Origin of the sequence: Thalassospira sp. UBA1131 (assembly GCF_002311515.1) — a bacterium.
Lineage (GTDB): Bacteria > Pseudomonadota > Alphaproteobacteria > Rhodospirillales > Thalassospiraceae > Thalassospira.
In genome coordinates, this window is the sequence record NZ_DCAO01000127.1 from 1 (window position 1) to 14,205 (window position 14,205).

Here is a 14,205-nt window from a genome sequence, read left to right on the forward strand (position 1 = left end):
CCTCAAGATCAACCAAACGATGCACGCGCCCATCAAAGCGAAGGTGAAAAATGACGCGCGTGATCAGTCCTCAGATTTTTCGTCTGTAGCCGGACCTTGTGGTTCGCTTTTGCGCGAGCGTTGCTGTTGCTTGCGCTTGGCCAGATTGGCGCGCAGGGCTTCGGCTTCGCGTTTCAAGCGTTCCTCGTTTACGGCCGGACGCATATCAGATTTTTTGGCAGTCATGGTGCAATCAAAGTTCCGTCAGATTTATGCGGGTTTGAGCGATTGGCCTGTTATAAAACAGCGAGCGAAAAATTACAGCCGATCTTGACGAAAACAGGGCGAAAAGGCCTGCGACGGGAACAATCGAAAAACTTCGCATAATTCAGGCTTGACCAATTACAGATACGTGGCCTATAACCCGCCCGCACCGCAAGGGCTCATGCTGCTGTAGCTCAGGGGTAGAGCACTCCCTTGGTAAGGGAGAGGCCGGGAGTTCAAATCTCCCCAGCAGCACCATTGCCCACCGGTCCAGCCTGTTTATCGGGCTGCTGTAGCTCAGGGGTAGAGCACTCCCTTGGTAAGGGAGAGGCCGGGAGTTCAAATCTCCCCAGCAGCACCATTTTACAAATTCCCCATACGATAAACCAAACATGCAGCAGTTATGTTGACTGCGGCAACTTATTCTCTTTGCCGTGGGATAGACTGCAGTTTCTGCCTATTCCTTCGAAAGAGGCACCCTGCTCTTTCGAAGATGCGCGCTTGCCTAAATAGCAACTTTTACATGCATTTCCCAGGCACATGAATTGCATTGATTGTTTTCACAATCGGCAAAAAAGGGAAATGCATCATGACGATCCATATGAATGCTTATGGCAGCAGCAACGCATCAATCGCCTCTCATACGACCAAATCGTCGTCGGTAACCACAACCACGCCATCATTTACCCAAGAAATGTATTCGGCCCCGGAAATGCGCCCTTACCTAAGGGAGTATTATGAAAAGGCCTATGCGCCGATCCGCGAACGCATCGCCGCAATGCGCGAAGAAGGATACGAACCAGTCACATTCGAAGGCTCCAACGAAACGGCCGCGACGGAAATATCCGCCGATCAATATGAAGCCATGATACCGGACTTTGATAGCTGGCTTGACAGTCAAAAGACCATTGTCCCCAAACTTCGCTCGTCTCAGGAACAAATGCTTGATCACGCACGGGAAAGGGTTCGCAGGGCGGAACAAACCTCGCCAGATGACCAATCAGACGTAAGAGCTATCTTTTCTGTCGGCGATCAGATTCTGGGTTACATGGACAAATACGGTGGTATGGCATCTCATAATATCGGTGGCTACCTGCGCACCTTTGATATTCAGGCCAACGAGCTTGGTCTAACCGGACAAGCACGCATTGACTATGTCACCGATGCGATTTCGCGACGCTATCCCGATGTCGAAATCACCACCTACAGCAACCAGAATGCCCCGACAGAGCGTCAGTTTAAGCAACGCTGGTATCCGCACCACGATGTGGACCAAGCTTATCAGACCGAGCTTACTGAAGCACGAGAAGCTCTGGCCCGAGCGGAAGAAATTTACCGTAAACAGAAAAGTAACATCCGGGAAATGCAAAGCTTCCTGCTCGGCCTGATGGAACGGGATGCCTAACCTGCACTGGCGGCATCTGCCTGAATACCTTGGGGAGGCTTCTTACCCGTAGAACGAACGATACCACTCAACAAAATTGCCGATACCGGTTTCAATTGGGGTTGCTGGCTTGAAGCCAACGGCATCGGTCAGCGCATCAACATCGGCGTAAGTTGCCGGAACGTCTCCATCCTGCATCGGTAGCATGTTTTTCTCTGCCGTCTTGCCCAGTGCCTTTTCAATCGTTTCGATCATATACATCAGCTCGACCGGGCTGTTATTGCCGATATTAAACACCCGATAGGGTGCCGAACTGGTTGCGGGATCGGGCTTGGCCGAGTTCCAGTCAGGGTTCGGTTGGGCTACGGTCGAGATACAGCGATAAACACCTTCGACAATGTCGTCGATATAGGTAAAGTCGCGACGCATCCTGCCTTCGTTAAAGACGTTGATAGGGCGCCCTTCGAGGATCGCCTTGGTAAACAGGAACAGCGCCATGTCCGGGCGCCCCCACGGGCCATAGACGGTAAAGAAACGAAGACCGGTCGTTGGCAGACGATACAGATGGCTGTAAGTGTGGGCCATCAGTTCATTGGCCTTTTTCGACGCGGCATACAGGCTGATCGGATGATCAACATTGTGATGCACGGAAAATGGCATTTCGGTATTCATGCCGTAAACCGAACTGCTTGATGCATAGACCAGATGTTTCACATTGTTGTGACGGCATCCTTCGAGGATGTTGGTAAAACCAACCAGGTTGGCATCAATATAGGCATGCGGATTTTCAATCGAATAGCGCACCCCGGCCTGAGCCGCCAGATTGACCACATAGGTCGGTTTTTCGGTGGCGAACAGATCAGCGATGCCTTCGCGATTTTCGAGGTCCATTCGGACGAACTTGTAACCCGGCTTGCCTTCCAACCGTGCGAGACGCGCCTCTTTGAGGTTGACGTCATAATAGTCATTGACGTTATCAAGTCCGACAACGGTCGCCCCCTGTTCCAGCAGTTTCAGGCAAAGATGGGAACCGATAAAACCGGCGGCACCCGTGACAAGTACCTTTTCATTGGCCGGAATGATGAAGTCGGACATGCGCGTTGGAATTCCTGATTGAAGTACAGTATGAAGCGCGCCAGGCGCCGGTTGGAAATTCGGGAATTTTGATACCAGCAAGGGTTCGGATGCGCAAGCCATCAACCATAACAATACGCCTCAAGAGCCTTACAGCTAAGACCGTTTATTGCGAGCCGAGACTCCCGGTCATTTTTCTGCTATGGTGTCTTTTCGTATAGGTTTTGTCTTAAAGTTACGAGCGACGTAAAGACAGATGATTTCAGCTGGTCAAACCATAGCCAACCCGAATGGGGGCGGTTTGGGCGTTATCCTGAATATTCGGGAAATCGCACAAACTGCTGATGGGCGTGTTTTGGCCGAATATGAAGCCATTGAAGTCCAGCGTCAGGGCGGAAGTGCGCCATCTGTTTCGCCGTATGCCATTGCTGGAGCCGGCTCGGACGGCGCACGCACGCGTATTGTTGATCCACGCACCCTGACCGAGGCACAAGCGGTTGCTGGCGGCGTCAGCCGCGCGGAATACCGCGAGGCACGCGAAACCAACTCGGGAAATGGCAGCACCGCAAATGGTGCTTCGTCCAGTCAGGATCTCGACCCGGCTGAAGAAGCTGTAGTCAATCAGCTGCGCGCCCGAGATTCAGCTGTGCGCCAAGAGGAAAAGGCCCATGCCGCTGCTGCCGGGCCTTATGGCTCTGCGCCGCAATACACATATCAAATTGGTCCGGACGGTAACGCTTATGCCATTGGTGGTCACGTTGATGTAAGCGTATCACTGTCAGGCAGTGCGGAAGACCGTGACCGTGCGCTGGCCACCTTGCAAAATGCGGCACTGGCACCAAACGCACCATCAGGTGCCGATATGGCCGCCTTCCGTCAGGCAAGCCTGCAGAGAGCAACCAGTGATGGTATTGACACAAACAATACTACCGAAGAATCCGCACGTAACGAGGCGATGTCTAAAAACGGCGCGCATCAGAATATATCAATTTCTGTGTAACTTTTCCTGTCGCGGTTCCGTCTGATCCCCTGATATACTATTCGATGCGCGATGAAATACTTATCCTTGAGTTCGGATACCTATTCACTTGGATAGATGCTACTATCAAAAACTATCCTGCCGTTTGACAGGGACACCGTTTTGTTGAATGCTGCGCTCGCGTCCGGGGGGGACGCTTGGATTGAAAATATCAGAATCGCGCGAAACCATATTATTGCAATTGTGGATCGCGTTTCCGAGGTCGCTGTCCCAATTTATTTCAGTGAGCTTTGGACAAGAACAGGTACGGCATAAAAATGAACATCCTGCTAGCAGACGATCACGATCTCGTCAGAGACGGGATCACTTCCTTCCTAAAACTCGCAGCGCCGGAAGTTGAAGTCGCGCAGGCGAAAGACTTCGCAGAAGCACTTGCCGTCGTTGACGGAGAAACCAACGTCGAACTGACCATCCTCGATCTGAACATGCCTGGCATGAATGGATTGTCCGGTTTGACCGTCATGCGCCAGAAACATCCTGAAATTCCGGTGGTTATTCTTTCAGGCTCTGTTAAACGCAGCGACGTTCTGAACGCACTGGAACATGGTGCGTCGGGATATCTGCCCAAGACGCTGTCAGGTAAATCCCTGATCAACGCCCTGCGTTTGATTCTGTCTGGCGAAAAATACATCCCGTCTGCATTGCTCGAAGACGATGGCACGCAGATGCGCCCGGGTGAGATCGACCTTGACGGCCTTGCACCAGACAACCCCTTGCGGCAGTTGACCAACCGGGAGCGCGAAGTACTGGGTCTTCTGACCAAGGGCCTTTCCAACAAGGAAATCGCCAAACAGCTAACCGTTCGCGAAATTACCGTGAAGGTCCATTTGACCGGTATTTTCAAGAAGCTCGGTGCTGCCAACCGTACACAAGCGGTGAAGATTGCCATGCAATTGGGCTGGGAAGCCTGATCGCTGCCAACTCCAGGCAAACACATCAAAAAGCCCGGCATCGTGCCGGGCTTTTTCTTTATCAATTTAAATCATAGATCCACTTGCAGCTAAGAAACCCCTTCGGACGCCTGCGGGGCTAAGCCGTGAACACTTCACAAAGCTCATCAAGTGTAGCCAGAAGTTCCTTCAAGTTCAGCGGCTTTGACATCACTGTCACCGGTGCATCTGGTCCGTCTTCATCCTCAACCGGTCGGTCAGCGTCGCCCGGGTGGCCGGTCATGACAATCACTGGCAGTGCGGGATTGCGTTCCCGAAGTTCCTTGACCAAGGCGTTGCCATCCATATGTGGCATGCGAATGTCTGTAATCAGGATGTCAGGCTGCACAACACCCGCAATCGCCAACGCATCTTCACCGTTGTTTGCGGCGGAAACATTAAAGCCCTGTGCTTCAAGATATCCCGAGATGATTTCCATGGCATCAAGTTCGTCATCGACGACAAGCACGCGAATTTTGCCGCGCGCTTCGGCATTCGGCGGCACCTTGGTCAGCCAGCCATCCTCCTGACTTGCATCGGAATGATGATCCACCTTCGCGGTGTCCACATCCGCAAGCGGCAGAGTGATTTCAAAGCAGGCCCCGTCACCCTCATTTCGCACATCAATTCGGCCGCCCATGGCCTCGACAATGCCAAAACTGACCGACAGCCCAAGTCCGGTTCCCTTGCCAACATCCTTGGTCGTAAAGAACGGATGAAACAGCAAGTCAATGGCGGCTTCCGGAACACCGCCACCATTGTCGTTGACAGCCAGTTTCAATGACTTCCGCGCTTCGTCAACCATTGCGCTGACACGGATCAAACCCCCGATACTGCCGGCATCATCGCCGCTTTCGTTGATGGCATCGCGCGCGTTGCTCAGCATATTGACCAGAACCTGTTCCAACTGAACCTGTCGGCCATTGACGAAGCAGCGCTGCCGGGGGGCGACGACATCAATTGCAATGCCCGACAACCGGCAGTCATGTTCGACCATGTCCACAGCACGCTCAACGGCTTTCATGACATCGAACGGCGCAAAATCATCGTCGTCCGGACGGCTATATATCTGAAGATGCTTGATGATTTCGGACATGCGCTCTGTCTGGGAACTGATGAGCGCCAGTCTTTCGCGCTGAAAGGCCGGTTTCACGGCATCCAGATCATATTGCAAGGCGCAGGTATCTGCGGCCATCCGGATGACGTTTAGCGGCTGATTCATTTCGTGGGCAACGGACGCTGCCATTTCGCCAAGCGTTGCCAGTTTGGACGTTTGAACCAGTTGACGTTCAACTTTGCGTTTGTCGGTAACATCTTCTGCCAGCATCAGCATGGCTGGCGCCCCCTCGTGGGTGAAGGCTATGGCCGAGACTTCCAGCTCGACATTTTCGCCTTCCGGGCGTTGGCAGATGATTGTGAAGTCCGCACGCCCCGGATACCCGTTTCGATAGCGTGAAATGTATTCCTCAAGTGTTTCGCGGCTTGAAGGATGCACCATTTCCATGAAGGATCGCCCGACCAGCTTATCACTGTCGCGCGCACCCAGAATGCTGACGCCCTGCTGGTTCATATAGACGATCTCTTCGCCACTCAGGACAGAGATCAGTTCTGGTGCCAGCTCGACCAGTTTGCGATAACGCTCTTCACTTTCCTTTAGCGCGCGTTCGGCGCGCGACCGTTCGATCGCATACCTGATGGAACGCCGGATTGTACGACCATCGGGAAATTCCTTGGTCAGATAGTCCTCAGCGCCATGTTGAAGAGCTTCGAACGCAAGTTCCTCGTCCTTGTGGCCGGTCAGAACAACGACGGGTGCGGCATTGGCACAACTGCGTACACGGCTGATGGTTTGCACGCCAGATGAGTCCGGCAAGGTCAGATCCAGCAAAACAACATCAAACAGTGCCTCTGGCCCGTCGCCGTTCAGCACCGCCATCGCGGATGCAAGATCGCTTCGATGCTCGATATCAAACGGCTCACCGGTTTCTTCCAGCAGGGTGCGCACAAGAAACGCATCCCCGGGATTATCTTCGACAAGAAGAATTCGGAACCGTTGTTCAGGCATCACGTTCATTTCCAGCTTTCAGAGAAACGGGGTTTCGCGCCGCATCGCACGGATCGAAAACCCGTTGAGTCTGCATGGTTTTGCGGGCGCTAGCAATCCTGAACATCAACAAGCAGACGTCCCTGCACCTGCCCTTTGAGGATCTTCTCCCCCCATGGCAGAATATCGGACAGTGCAACTTTCGTTGTTGCAGATTGCAGTTGATCCTTCGGCAGTTCGCGCGCGAGGCGCTGCCAGGCACGCACGCGCGTCTCATAGGGGCACATGACCGAATCAATCCCGATCAGTTTCACACCACGCAGCAGGAACGGGATAACAGTTCCGGGCAAATCCGGACCACCGGCAAGACCGCAGGCGGCAACAACACCATGATATTTCATCTCGGAAAGAACGTGGGCAAGCGTCGTGCTACCGACACTGTCGATTGCCCCCACCCATCGTTCGGTCAAAAGAGGCTTGCTTGTATCGGTCAGTTCATTGCGATCAATGATCGTACTGGCGCCGAGATCACGGAGATACTGGTGCGTTTCGGCCCGCCCCGTCGATGCGGCAACCCGATAGCCAAGCGCAGAGAGTATTGAAACAGCAATAGAACCGACACCCCCGGCGGCCCCGGTCACAAGGACTTCGCCATCCTGTTTTGTCGACACACCCTGATCTTCCAGTGCAATGACTGCCAGCATTGCGGTGAAGCCCGCCGTGCCGATTGCCATTGCCTGCGATGCATCAATTCCGGCGGGCAACGGAACGAGCCAATCGGCCTTCACCCGTGCAAGCTGGGCATACCCACCCCAATGGGCTTCACCAACCCGCCAGCCGGTCAATACAACTTCATCGCCGGGCCTGTAACGATCATCGGTTGATGAAACGACTTCGCCGGAAAAATCCACGCCCGGCACATGGGGATAGGTGCGCACAAGTCGTCCCAATCCGTTCAGGACCATGCCGTCCTTATAATTGAGAGTTGACCATTTGACCCGCACCAGCACTTCTCCTGCGGGCAGGTCATCTGTCGTCAGGTTCTTGAATTCTGCTGTGACGCTTTTTTCTTTCTGGTCTAGGACCAGTGCGCGAAATGAGTCAGCCATGGGAGCCTCCCGATCTGTTCGGATGATCGATCAAGAGTATGGTGCCCACCACCGTGCGTCAAACACGCAAGTCACATCCGACAAGACGGATTGATCAATCAGCCGCGGGAATGCTTGCAGGTTCAAGCGAGTTATCCATACCACCCATCACGGCAACAGCGATGACCACAACCGCCAGAATACCGAGATAGACAAACAAGCGACGCGACCCGGACTGTTTTCCTAGGTCGTCTTGGATGACTTCGCGTTGCACATCGTCAGGCAGGCTTCGATAGGACAGCCATCCCAACAAAGGCACGATCACAAGATCATCCAACCAGCCAATCCCAACCAAAACATCGGGCAGGAAATCAACAGGACTGACCAGATAAACCAGACCGGTCAGTGAAAGAAGCTTAGATTTCAGTGCCACATCTTTGCGCATCAAAGTGCGCAACAGGTTGGGCACGATCATCCAGACCGAAGCTTTTCTCAAGGGCAGTTACCTGCTTCAACGATGCAGTGGCGTAACATAGGCAGAGTAAGCAATCCGCATTGCGCGGGCAAACTTTTCACGCTGCTCAGCACTGGTCGCTTGCTCAGTCACATCAACCACGATTAATCCGCAATCAATCGTGCATTTGGCATAGACAGTAGTCGGGAGCTTGAATTCATATGTCGCGCCCAGTGTCGCACTTTCTTTCAAGGGCAGTGCCTTAATCGATTTCGCGTGTAAATCATTCGGCGGTACAGTCATCCATGCCAGCAACAATGCAAAACCAAGAACCGCCAACATCGCCAGTTTATCAAGATACAGCATCACTCATGTCCCAACAGCATATCTGTTAATTGTTATTTGCAATTAAGAAATGCCGGAGCGAGTGATTTGTTCCCGCAAAAGTTAAGACGTGTTAACTTTTTTGAAAACTGGCGAGTGTTTCGAAAACGTCCGGGCAAGGCGCATGCCCAAGAACATTCGCCTGATGCCAAACCGCATAGAACAGCAAATGCCAACACGCCGCACCTTCACGTTTGCCCGGGGTTTTGAAAAGTTTTTCCACCCTGTCCGCATCTGCGATCTCGATAATGCCTGCCTGCCGAGCGACCAGCGGCCCCAACTCCTTGCCGCGCGCTTGCAATCCACTCTGAAACCGGAACCGTGCAGCCGCGCTTCTTGGCAAACGGCTTTGCCATTGGCAGACAGCGTTCCAGCCAACTGCGCAACAGGAATTTACCAACGCCCTTTCTGACCTTGAGGCGGTCGGGAAGTTGGTAGGCGAACTCGGCGACAACCGGATCAAGAAACGGTGTGCGCCCTTCAAGACCGTGCGCCATCAGCATGCGATCAAGCTTGAGCAACAAATCATTGGGTAACCAGTCGGCGCAATCGACGGCCTGAGCAATCGCCAGACGCGACCGTTTCCCCCGGCTTTCACGACTTTCCGACGCTGCAATGCCATCGCGCCAGCCCTCCAGAACACCGGGCCGCAAAACATCGATCTTATCGAACGTCCCCTTGGAGCGCATCACACGACCGCCAAGCAAAAACGGTCGCATGACCGACCGGTACCGACCGTAGCCGCCAAACAGCTCGTCACCACCCTCGCCCGACAGCACAACCTTGAAATCGCGCGCGGCTTCCTTGGCAAGCTTGTAGGTCGGCAAGAATGGCATAATCCGCTGCCGGATCATCCATTCGCGCGGCCACCTCAGGCAATAGCGCCCAGAAGTCATTTTCGGAAAACATCACTTCGATATGGTTGGCGTTGCATGCCTTGGCGACCTCTCGGGCGAGTTCGCGTTCGTCATGCACACTGCTGGCTTCAAACGCCGCAGTATAGGCCGTTACCGGTCTCTCATTAAGCCGGTGCATCATACCAAGCAAGGACGCACTATCGACCCCGCCCGACAGGAACATGGCATAATCGACATCAGATCTTTGATGCAGTCGAACGGATTCCTCGAACACCCGGTCCCACTCATAAAGCGCACTTTCGAGATTATTCCCGGTCGCACCTGTATCACTGAGAACCTGACGACGCCGGCGCTCGACTATCCGTCCGTTTTTCAAAACGATGGTTTCACCGGGCTGCAGTCGTTTGATCCCATCAAGGATCATGTCCGAGCCAGTGGTGAATTGCACCTGAAGCAACTCGGACCGGGCATCTTCGCGTACTTCCCGACCAACAAGTCCGGCAGCAACCAATGCCTGCGCTTCGGACGCGAATGCGAAATATTCAGGGGTTTCAACGTAGTAGACCTGCTTGATACCAAACGGGTCGCGACACAGAACGACCTGATTGTCGACCACATCATGAATGGCAAAGGCATACATGCCACGCAGCTGATCAAACCCGCCAATACCATCGCGCACGAATTTGCGAAGTGCAGTCTCGCTGTCGGAATGGGTTTTGAAGCCCTCGTCACCCAGATCTTTTCTGAGCTCGAGATAATTGTATATCTCACCGTTGGCGATCAGGACACTGCCATTTTCGTGGTAAAGCGGCTGGTCACCAGTATTGAGATCGATAATTGCCAAGCGTGTCTGGATGAAACCGACGGGGCCTTTGATATATCGCCCGTCACCATCTGGACCGCGATGTCCCAAAGCATCACGTAAACGATCAAGGATTTCAGGATCAAGGGTTTGCTTGTCCTTGGCGATATAACCGGCAATTCCGCACATTGGACATTTACCTCAATGAAAGCCTCGTATTAGCTGATGGGGCTTTCTGCTATTCCTCTGGAGCAGCAGGGGTAGGCGTTTTCATCAAAACAGCTACAGAACCTTTTTATGGGATCAGTTCTTCAAAAGCCTCGGCAGCCTGCGCCCACCCCCATGAACGCTGATTTTCAAGACATGCTTTGTGCTGCTTTTCCCATAAATCGTCGTCATTTAGAATTTCCGCGGTGCGTTTGGCAAATAAATCGTCATCATTTGCAACAAATCCGGTTTTATCGTCGACAATGCGCTCAGTGACACAGCCAACATCCTGCACCACACATGGTATCCCCATAGCCTGAGCTTCGCCCAACGCGAGACAGAAAGTTTCACCAACATCACCTCGATAAGGCATGACTCGTGCGTGGCGCATCTCGTCCAAGAGTTGGCTTTTGGGCACGGGGCCCCGCAAAACAACACCCTTGTCGCGAAGTGCTTCAGCTTGATCAAGAATAACTTTCATCCGCTGCGCTTTTTCATCTCCGGCAGAACCGTAGGTTTGCGGCCCTGCAAAGACATGAAGTTCTGCATCCGGTGACAGTGGATGGATTTTTTCCGCCCACAAATTCACGAGCCAATCAAGAGAACGCAATGGATTTGATGTGAAAATCGCACGTTTTTTTCGAATTTCGTCGCCAACCTCTGCATTCATAAAGCGTTTCTCAATACCATAGGGGATAATGACCCGATCCCCGCAAGGTGCCCACCTTGGATAAGTCAGAAGATGATGCTGCCCCGAGAAAACAATGGCTGGTTTAATTTTCCATAAGCGGGAAAGATACCGCCATTTAAGCAAATACTTGGCCGGATTATGTATCCAGAAAATCGTGCGTTTTGCTCTGGGCATGCAGCCCATCAATTCAAAGCCGCGATTGGCGATATAGAGATCAGCAGTGTCGGGAAAACCATCAGATAGCGGGCGCCACTTCACCCCGTTATTTTCATGAGGTTCACCACACTTGTTAATGATTTTAACATCGTGACCACGCTCTGCCAGTGCCTCTGCCAAAGAGATAAATGCCGTTTCAGCCCCCCCCAAAGGGCGGTGTTCCAGCGTAAATCCGTCAAACTCTATACCACCATCAGCCAGAACGATTGTTGCCATGAGATCAATTTTCCTCGTGTTTGGCTTTTAGATAAGAGAGCACAGGAAACAGCCCGGCAAAAAGGGCTATCAGAAAGCCAATACCACCTTCTTTGTATCCTTTCCGGCCGATGTAGCAGCGAATAAAGCGCGAGAAAAACCGCCTGAGATTATTTGAAAAACTACCTATTTTACCGCTATCACGCAAATCGGCGGCGCGCGCGGTAGAATAACTGTCCAATCGCTTCATCATGTCCGAAATATTGCGATCCACGTAGTGCCGCACAGGGTGTATTAATTTGGGACCTTTTTCCCCTTGAAAAGAAAGAGCTGGATGAACTCTTTGAGGTCCCCAGGTTTTGCAACCTGCGCGAAACAAACCCGGATAGGCAGGTTTCCCAAATGACGCCCCCCAACCGTGCAGAACCAATCGGTCCCCAACATAATTGTGGACTGTCAGGTGATGAAAACCAAATTTGCTGGTTTTAATCACTTCGCGAATTTCCTGCGCCAATTCTTCTGAGACGTGCTCATCGGCATCGACCTCAAGAACCCAGTCACCACTCACTTGAGAGAGCGCGTAATTACGGCGCTCTCCTTCAATACTCCAACTACCCACCAGCGTTTTTGCACCTGCCTGTTTGGCTATTTCCTCTGTACCATCGGTACACTTATCGCACAGAACAATGATTTCGTCGGCAAAGGCGACATGCAACAAACAAGAGGGCAGACGCTCTTCCTCGTTATGGGCAGTAATGACTACTGACAGTTTTGGCGTCGGACTCATCATCGAACAGATCCATCCTTGCGTGCAAGCAACTCTCTTGCGGCCTGAAAAACCTTTTCAATTGGTAGGCTATCCATTTGCGTTTCGTGGGAGCGCCATATCTCGCCGGCCTTCCAAATTTCTTCAACAGATTTGTCGGCTCGTACGTGCGCTGTAGTCGGACCGCAAGGCCCATAATTCTCTTCTCGCGTCGGACCGAACAGACCAAGGGTCGGAATTCCTGCTGCTGCTGCCATATGCATCAAACCACTGTCATTTCCGACATAGAGATCACTACGTTCCAAACAGGCTTGAACTGTCAGCAAATGCTCATCGCCAAAAATCACTGTGCGATCTTCGGGTTTTAAGGAATCAATCACAGGCTTGGCCGCATCGCGCTCGTTCGGAGCCCCGACCAAAAGCAAATGCGCATTAGGTAGAAGGCCGTCACTTGCACGAATATATGCAATCAACTCGATGAAACGATCCGCAGCCCAAGTTTTCCCACCCCAGTTGGCAGATGGACCAATTGCTAGCACCTTGCGGCCATCATTAGGTAGCAGATTGTTAGCGCGTTCTCGATGCTCGCTTTTCGTCCATACCTTTGGATAAAGCCAATGTGCCAGACCTATTGTACTTGCCATCTGTTCAACACGATGCACGCGATCATCATTCCCCTGCAACACCAGCCGCTTCCACCCCGGCAACACATAAGCCGTCGCACTGCCGCGCAGGTCGACGATGATGTCCCACCAGTTCAGGACGACCAATTTCCAGAGCTTCCACCAATGGCCACCGCGTTTTTGCTTTGGCATTGTGATGATGCGTTCAAGGTTTGGAACGCCCTCGAATATCGGTGCCGCGACTGGCCCGCAGGCCACGGTGACGCGGATACCGGGATAGGTTTCGACATAGTGGCGCAAGACCGATGTCGAAAGTACCGCATCGCCGAGGCGATTTGAGGTAATGAACAGCAGGCGCACGGCTTACAGTTTCTCCAACTCGCCAGCGACATGGATCCATTCGCGGCGATCATTGCGTGCGGCTTCGGATTGGCTGGCAAAGAACGAACGGTCGGTCAGAAGCTGAGACGTGATATTACCAAATGCGGCCTCGTCCGGAACGATATAGCCGGTCTTGCCATCCTCAACCCGGCTTTTGGCAATCCCGCCATAGGACACAACCGGCGTTGCAGCGCCCAGTGCATCGACAATCCACTGCCCGACATGATCTGTGCCGTACTTGCCGTGGTGCAGGAACGCACGCGCATTTGAAACGGTTTCGGCCATGTCGGCCTCTGGTTTCGGATGGTGGACCCGAACCCCCTTGTCGATGGCCGATCGCACCATATCAAGCAGGTCGTCCGACACGCTGTCATTTTCGCCTGCCATGGCGCTAAACAGGTCATAGGCATAGACTTCTAGCATCGCGTTTGGCGCCTTGGGCGCGACATAGGTTTCCCAGATGCGAATGATCTGAGCAATCCCGGTCGAACTATTGGCAACAGTCACCGCCAATTCATCACGCGATTCAAATGCCCAGTGCATGTTCGATGCCATGACAAAGGATGTTGTCGCACCGGGTTTGACCACGATCGGCTTTTTGGCAAGGTCGGCATCAAAGGCCTTTGCCTGCGCATCATCGGTAAAGATGACCTGAACTTTCTTTTCCTGCAGAACCAGACGCACATCATCGGCATTCAGTCGTGCCGGATCGCCATCGAACCAAAGTGCGACAGTAGCCCCCTCGGGCACCGAAGCGTGGCTCAGCAATGCTGGATCACGCCAGACGATCACGGTATTGACCGCATCACCGCCAAAGGGCGGCAGTTC

At 53.0% G+C, this 14,205-nt stretch carries 15 protein-coding genes and 2 tRNA genes; 5 read left to right on the forward strand and 12 right to left on the reverse strand.

Going from position 1 to position 14,205, the window contains the following annotated elements; translation table 11 throughout:
* Positions 1–63: 63 nt before the first annotated feature.
* Entirely contained in the window at positions 64–225 is a 162-nt protein-coding gene (locus B3Z49_RS20915; protein WP_296994521.1) for a hypothetical protein, read from the reverse strand.
* Between the two features lie 201 nt (positions 226–426).
* Between B3Z49_RS20915 and B3Z49_RS20920 the strand changes: the two genes are divergently transcribed.
* The 3 genes from B3Z49_RS20920 to B3Z49_RS20930 all read left to right on the forward strand — a co-directional run bounded on the left by B3Z49_RS20920 (position 427) and on the right by B3Z49_RS20930 (position 1,648).
* Positions 427–501, forward strand: a tRNA-Thr gene (locus B3Z49_RS20920).
* A 28-nt stretch (positions 502–529) separates the two neighbouring features.
* A tRNA-Thr gene (locus B3Z49_RS20925) sits at positions 530–604 on the forward strand.
* A 228-nt stretch (positions 605–832) separates the two neighbouring features.
* On the forward strand, positions 833–1,648 hold the full coding sequence (locus B3Z49_RS20930; RefSeq protein WP_296994523.1) for a hypothetical protein: 816 nt from the start codon (positions 833–835) through the stop codon (positions 1,646–1,648).
* Positions 1,649–1,690: 42 nt separating this feature from the next.
* Here the strand turns inward: B3Z49_RS20930 and B3Z49_RS20935 are convergent, their stop codons facing one another.
* Positions 1,691–2,722, reverse strand: a complete 1,032-nt coding sequence (locus B3Z49_RS20935) for an NAD-dependent epimerase (RefSeq protein WP_296994526.1) — start codon at positions 2,720–2,722, stop codon at positions 1,691–1,693.
* Positions 2,723–2,957: 235 nt separating this feature from the next.
* On the opposite strand from B3Z49_RS20935, the gene B3Z49_RS20940 reads away from it, so the two are divergent.
* Together B3Z49_RS20940 and B3Z49_RS20945 are read left to right on the forward strand one after the other, a co-directional pair.
* Positions 2,958–3,701, forward strand: coding sequence for a putative metalloprotease CJM1_0395 family protein (locus B3Z49_RS20940; protein ID WP_296994529.1), 744 nt, complete (start codon positions 2,958–2,960; stop codon positions 3,699–3,701).
* A gap of 296 nt (positions 3,702–3,997) precedes the next feature.
* Entirely contained in the window at positions 3,998–4,651 is a 654-nt protein-coding gene (locus B3Z49_RS20945) for a response regulator (RefSeq protein WP_008891795.1), read from the forward strand.
* Positions 4,652–4,769: 118 nt separating this feature from the next.
* Here B3Z49_RS20945 and B3Z49_RS20950 read toward each other — a convergent pair whose 3' ends face one another.
* The 10 genes from B3Z49_RS20950 to B3Z49_RS20990 form a co-directional block, all read right to left on the reverse strand.
* The gene (locus B3Z49_RS20950) at positions 4,770–6,734 is read right to left on the reverse strand and encodes a hybrid sensor histidine kinase/response regulator (RefSeq protein WP_296994532.1); all 1,965 of its coding nucleotides are present in this window, start codon (positions 6,732–6,734) and stop codon (positions 4,770–4,772) included.
* Between the two features lie 89 nt (positions 6,735–6,823).
* Positions 6,824–7,822, reverse strand: a complete 999-nt coding sequence (locus tag B3Z49_RS20955; RefSeq protein ID WP_296994534.1) for an MDR family oxidoreductase — start codon at positions 7,820–7,822, stop codon at positions 6,824–6,826.
* 94 nt (positions 7,823–7,916) lie between these two features.
* Positions 7,917–8,297 (reverse strand): YkvA family protein, encoded by a 381-nt coding sequence (locus tag B3Z49_RS20960; RefSeq protein WP_296994537.1) that lies wholly within the window; start codon positions 8,295–8,297, stop codon positions 7,917–7,919.
* A 15-nt stretch (positions 8,298–8,312) separates the two neighbouring features.
* Complete coding sequence (locus B3Z49_RS20965) at positions 8,313–8,621, reverse strand: hypothetical protein (protein ID WP_296994540.1); 309 nt, start codon at positions 8,619–8,621, stop codon at positions 8,313–8,315.
* A 206-nt stretch (positions 8,622–8,827) separates the two neighbouring features.
* Entirely contained in the window at positions 8,828–9,475 is a 648-nt protein-coding gene (locus B3Z49_RS22050; protein ID WP_349676407.1) for an asparagine synthase C-terminal domain-containing protein, read from the reverse strand.
* Positions 9,396–10,487, reverse strand: coding sequence for an asparagine synthase (glutamine-hydrolyzing) (gene asnB / locus B3Z49_RS22055; protein WP_349676408.1), 1,092 nt, complete (start codon positions 10,485–10,487; stop codon positions 9,396–9,398). Before asnB ends, B3Z49_RS22050 begins: the two co-directional genes overlap by 80 nt.
* A 106-nt stretch (positions 10,488–10,593) precedes the next feature.
* On the reverse strand, positions 10,594–11,628 hold the full coding sequence (locus B3Z49_RS20975) for a glycosyltransferase family 4 protein (protein ID WP_296994542.1): 1,035 nt from the start codon (positions 11,626–11,628) through the stop codon (positions 10,594–10,596).
* A gap of 4 nt (positions 11,629–11,632) precedes the next feature.
* Positions 11,633–12,397: a glycosyltransferase family 2 protein gene (locus B3Z49_RS20980; RefSeq protein ID WP_296994544.1), complete on the reverse strand. Its 765-nt coding sequence runs from the start codon at positions 12,395–12,397 to the stop codon at positions 11,633–11,635.
* Positions 12,394–13,356, reverse strand: a complete 963-nt coding sequence (locus B3Z49_RS20985; RefSeq protein WP_296994547.1) for a glycosyltransferase family 9 protein — start codon at positions 13,354–13,356, stop codon at positions 12,394–12,396. The genes B3Z49_RS20980 and B3Z49_RS20985 overlap by 4 nt, the downstream gene beginning before the upstream one ends.
* A 3-nt stretch (positions 13,357–13,359) precedes the next feature.
* Positions 13,360–14,205: glycosyltransferase (locus B3Z49_RS20990; protein ID WP_296994551.1), on the reverse strand; the 846-nt coding region annotated here is incomplete at its 5' end.

What these genes read in the sequence shown, in the direction of transcription:
- B3Z49_RS20980 (WP_296994544.1), bottom strand. Translation starts at nt 12,397, where the DNA reads ATGATGAGTCCGACGCCAAAACTGTCAGTAGTCATTACTGCCCATAAC.
- B3Z49_RS20945 (WP_008891795.1), top strand. Translation starts at nt 3,998, where the DNA reads ATGAACATCCTGCTAGCAGACGATCACGATCTCGTCAGAGACGGGATC.
- B3Z49_RS20965 (WP_296994540.1), bottom strand. Translation starts at nt 8,621, where the DNA reads ATGCTGTATCTTGATAAACTGGCGATGTTGGCGGTTCTTGGTTTTGCA.
- asnB (WP_349676408.1), bottom strand. Translation starts at nt 10,487, where the DNA reads ATGTGCGGAATTGCCGGTTATATCGCCAAGGACAAGCAAACCCTTGAT.
- B3Z49_RS20975 (WP_296994542.1), bottom strand. Translation starts at nt 11,628, where the DNA reads ATGGCAACAATCGTTCTGGCTGATGGTGGTATAGAGTTTGACGGATTT.
- B3Z49_RS20930 (WP_296994523.1), top strand. Translation starts at nt 833, where the DNA reads ATGACGATCCATATGAATGCTTATGGCAGCAGCAACGCATCAATCGCC.
- B3Z49_RS20950 (WP_296994532.1), bottom strand. Translation starts at nt 6,734, where the DNA reads ATGCCTGAACAACGGTTCCGAATTCTTCTTGTCGAAGATAATCCCGGG.
- B3Z49_RS20955 (WP_296994534.1), bottom strand. Translation starts at nt 7,822, where the DNA reads ATGGCTGACTCATTTCGCGCACTGGTCCTAGACCAGAAAGAAAAAAGC.
- B3Z49_RS20915 (WP_296994521.1), bottom strand. Translation starts at nt 225, where the DNA reads ATGACTGCCAAAAAATCTGATATGCGTCCGGCCGTAAACGAGGAACGC.
- B3Z49_RS20935 (WP_296994526.1), bottom strand. Translation starts at nt 2,722, where the DNA reads ATGTCCGACTTCATCATTCCGGCCAATGAAAAGGTACTTGTCACGGGT.
- B3Z49_RS20940 (WP_296994529.1), top strand. Translation starts at nt 2,958, where the DNA reads ATGATTTCAGCTGGTCAAACCATAGCCAACCCGAATGGGGGCGGTTTG.
- B3Z49_RS22050 (WP_349676407.1), bottom strand. Translation starts at nt 9,475, where the DNA reads ATGCCATTCTTGCCGACCTACAAGCTTGCCAAGGAAGCCGCGCGCGAT.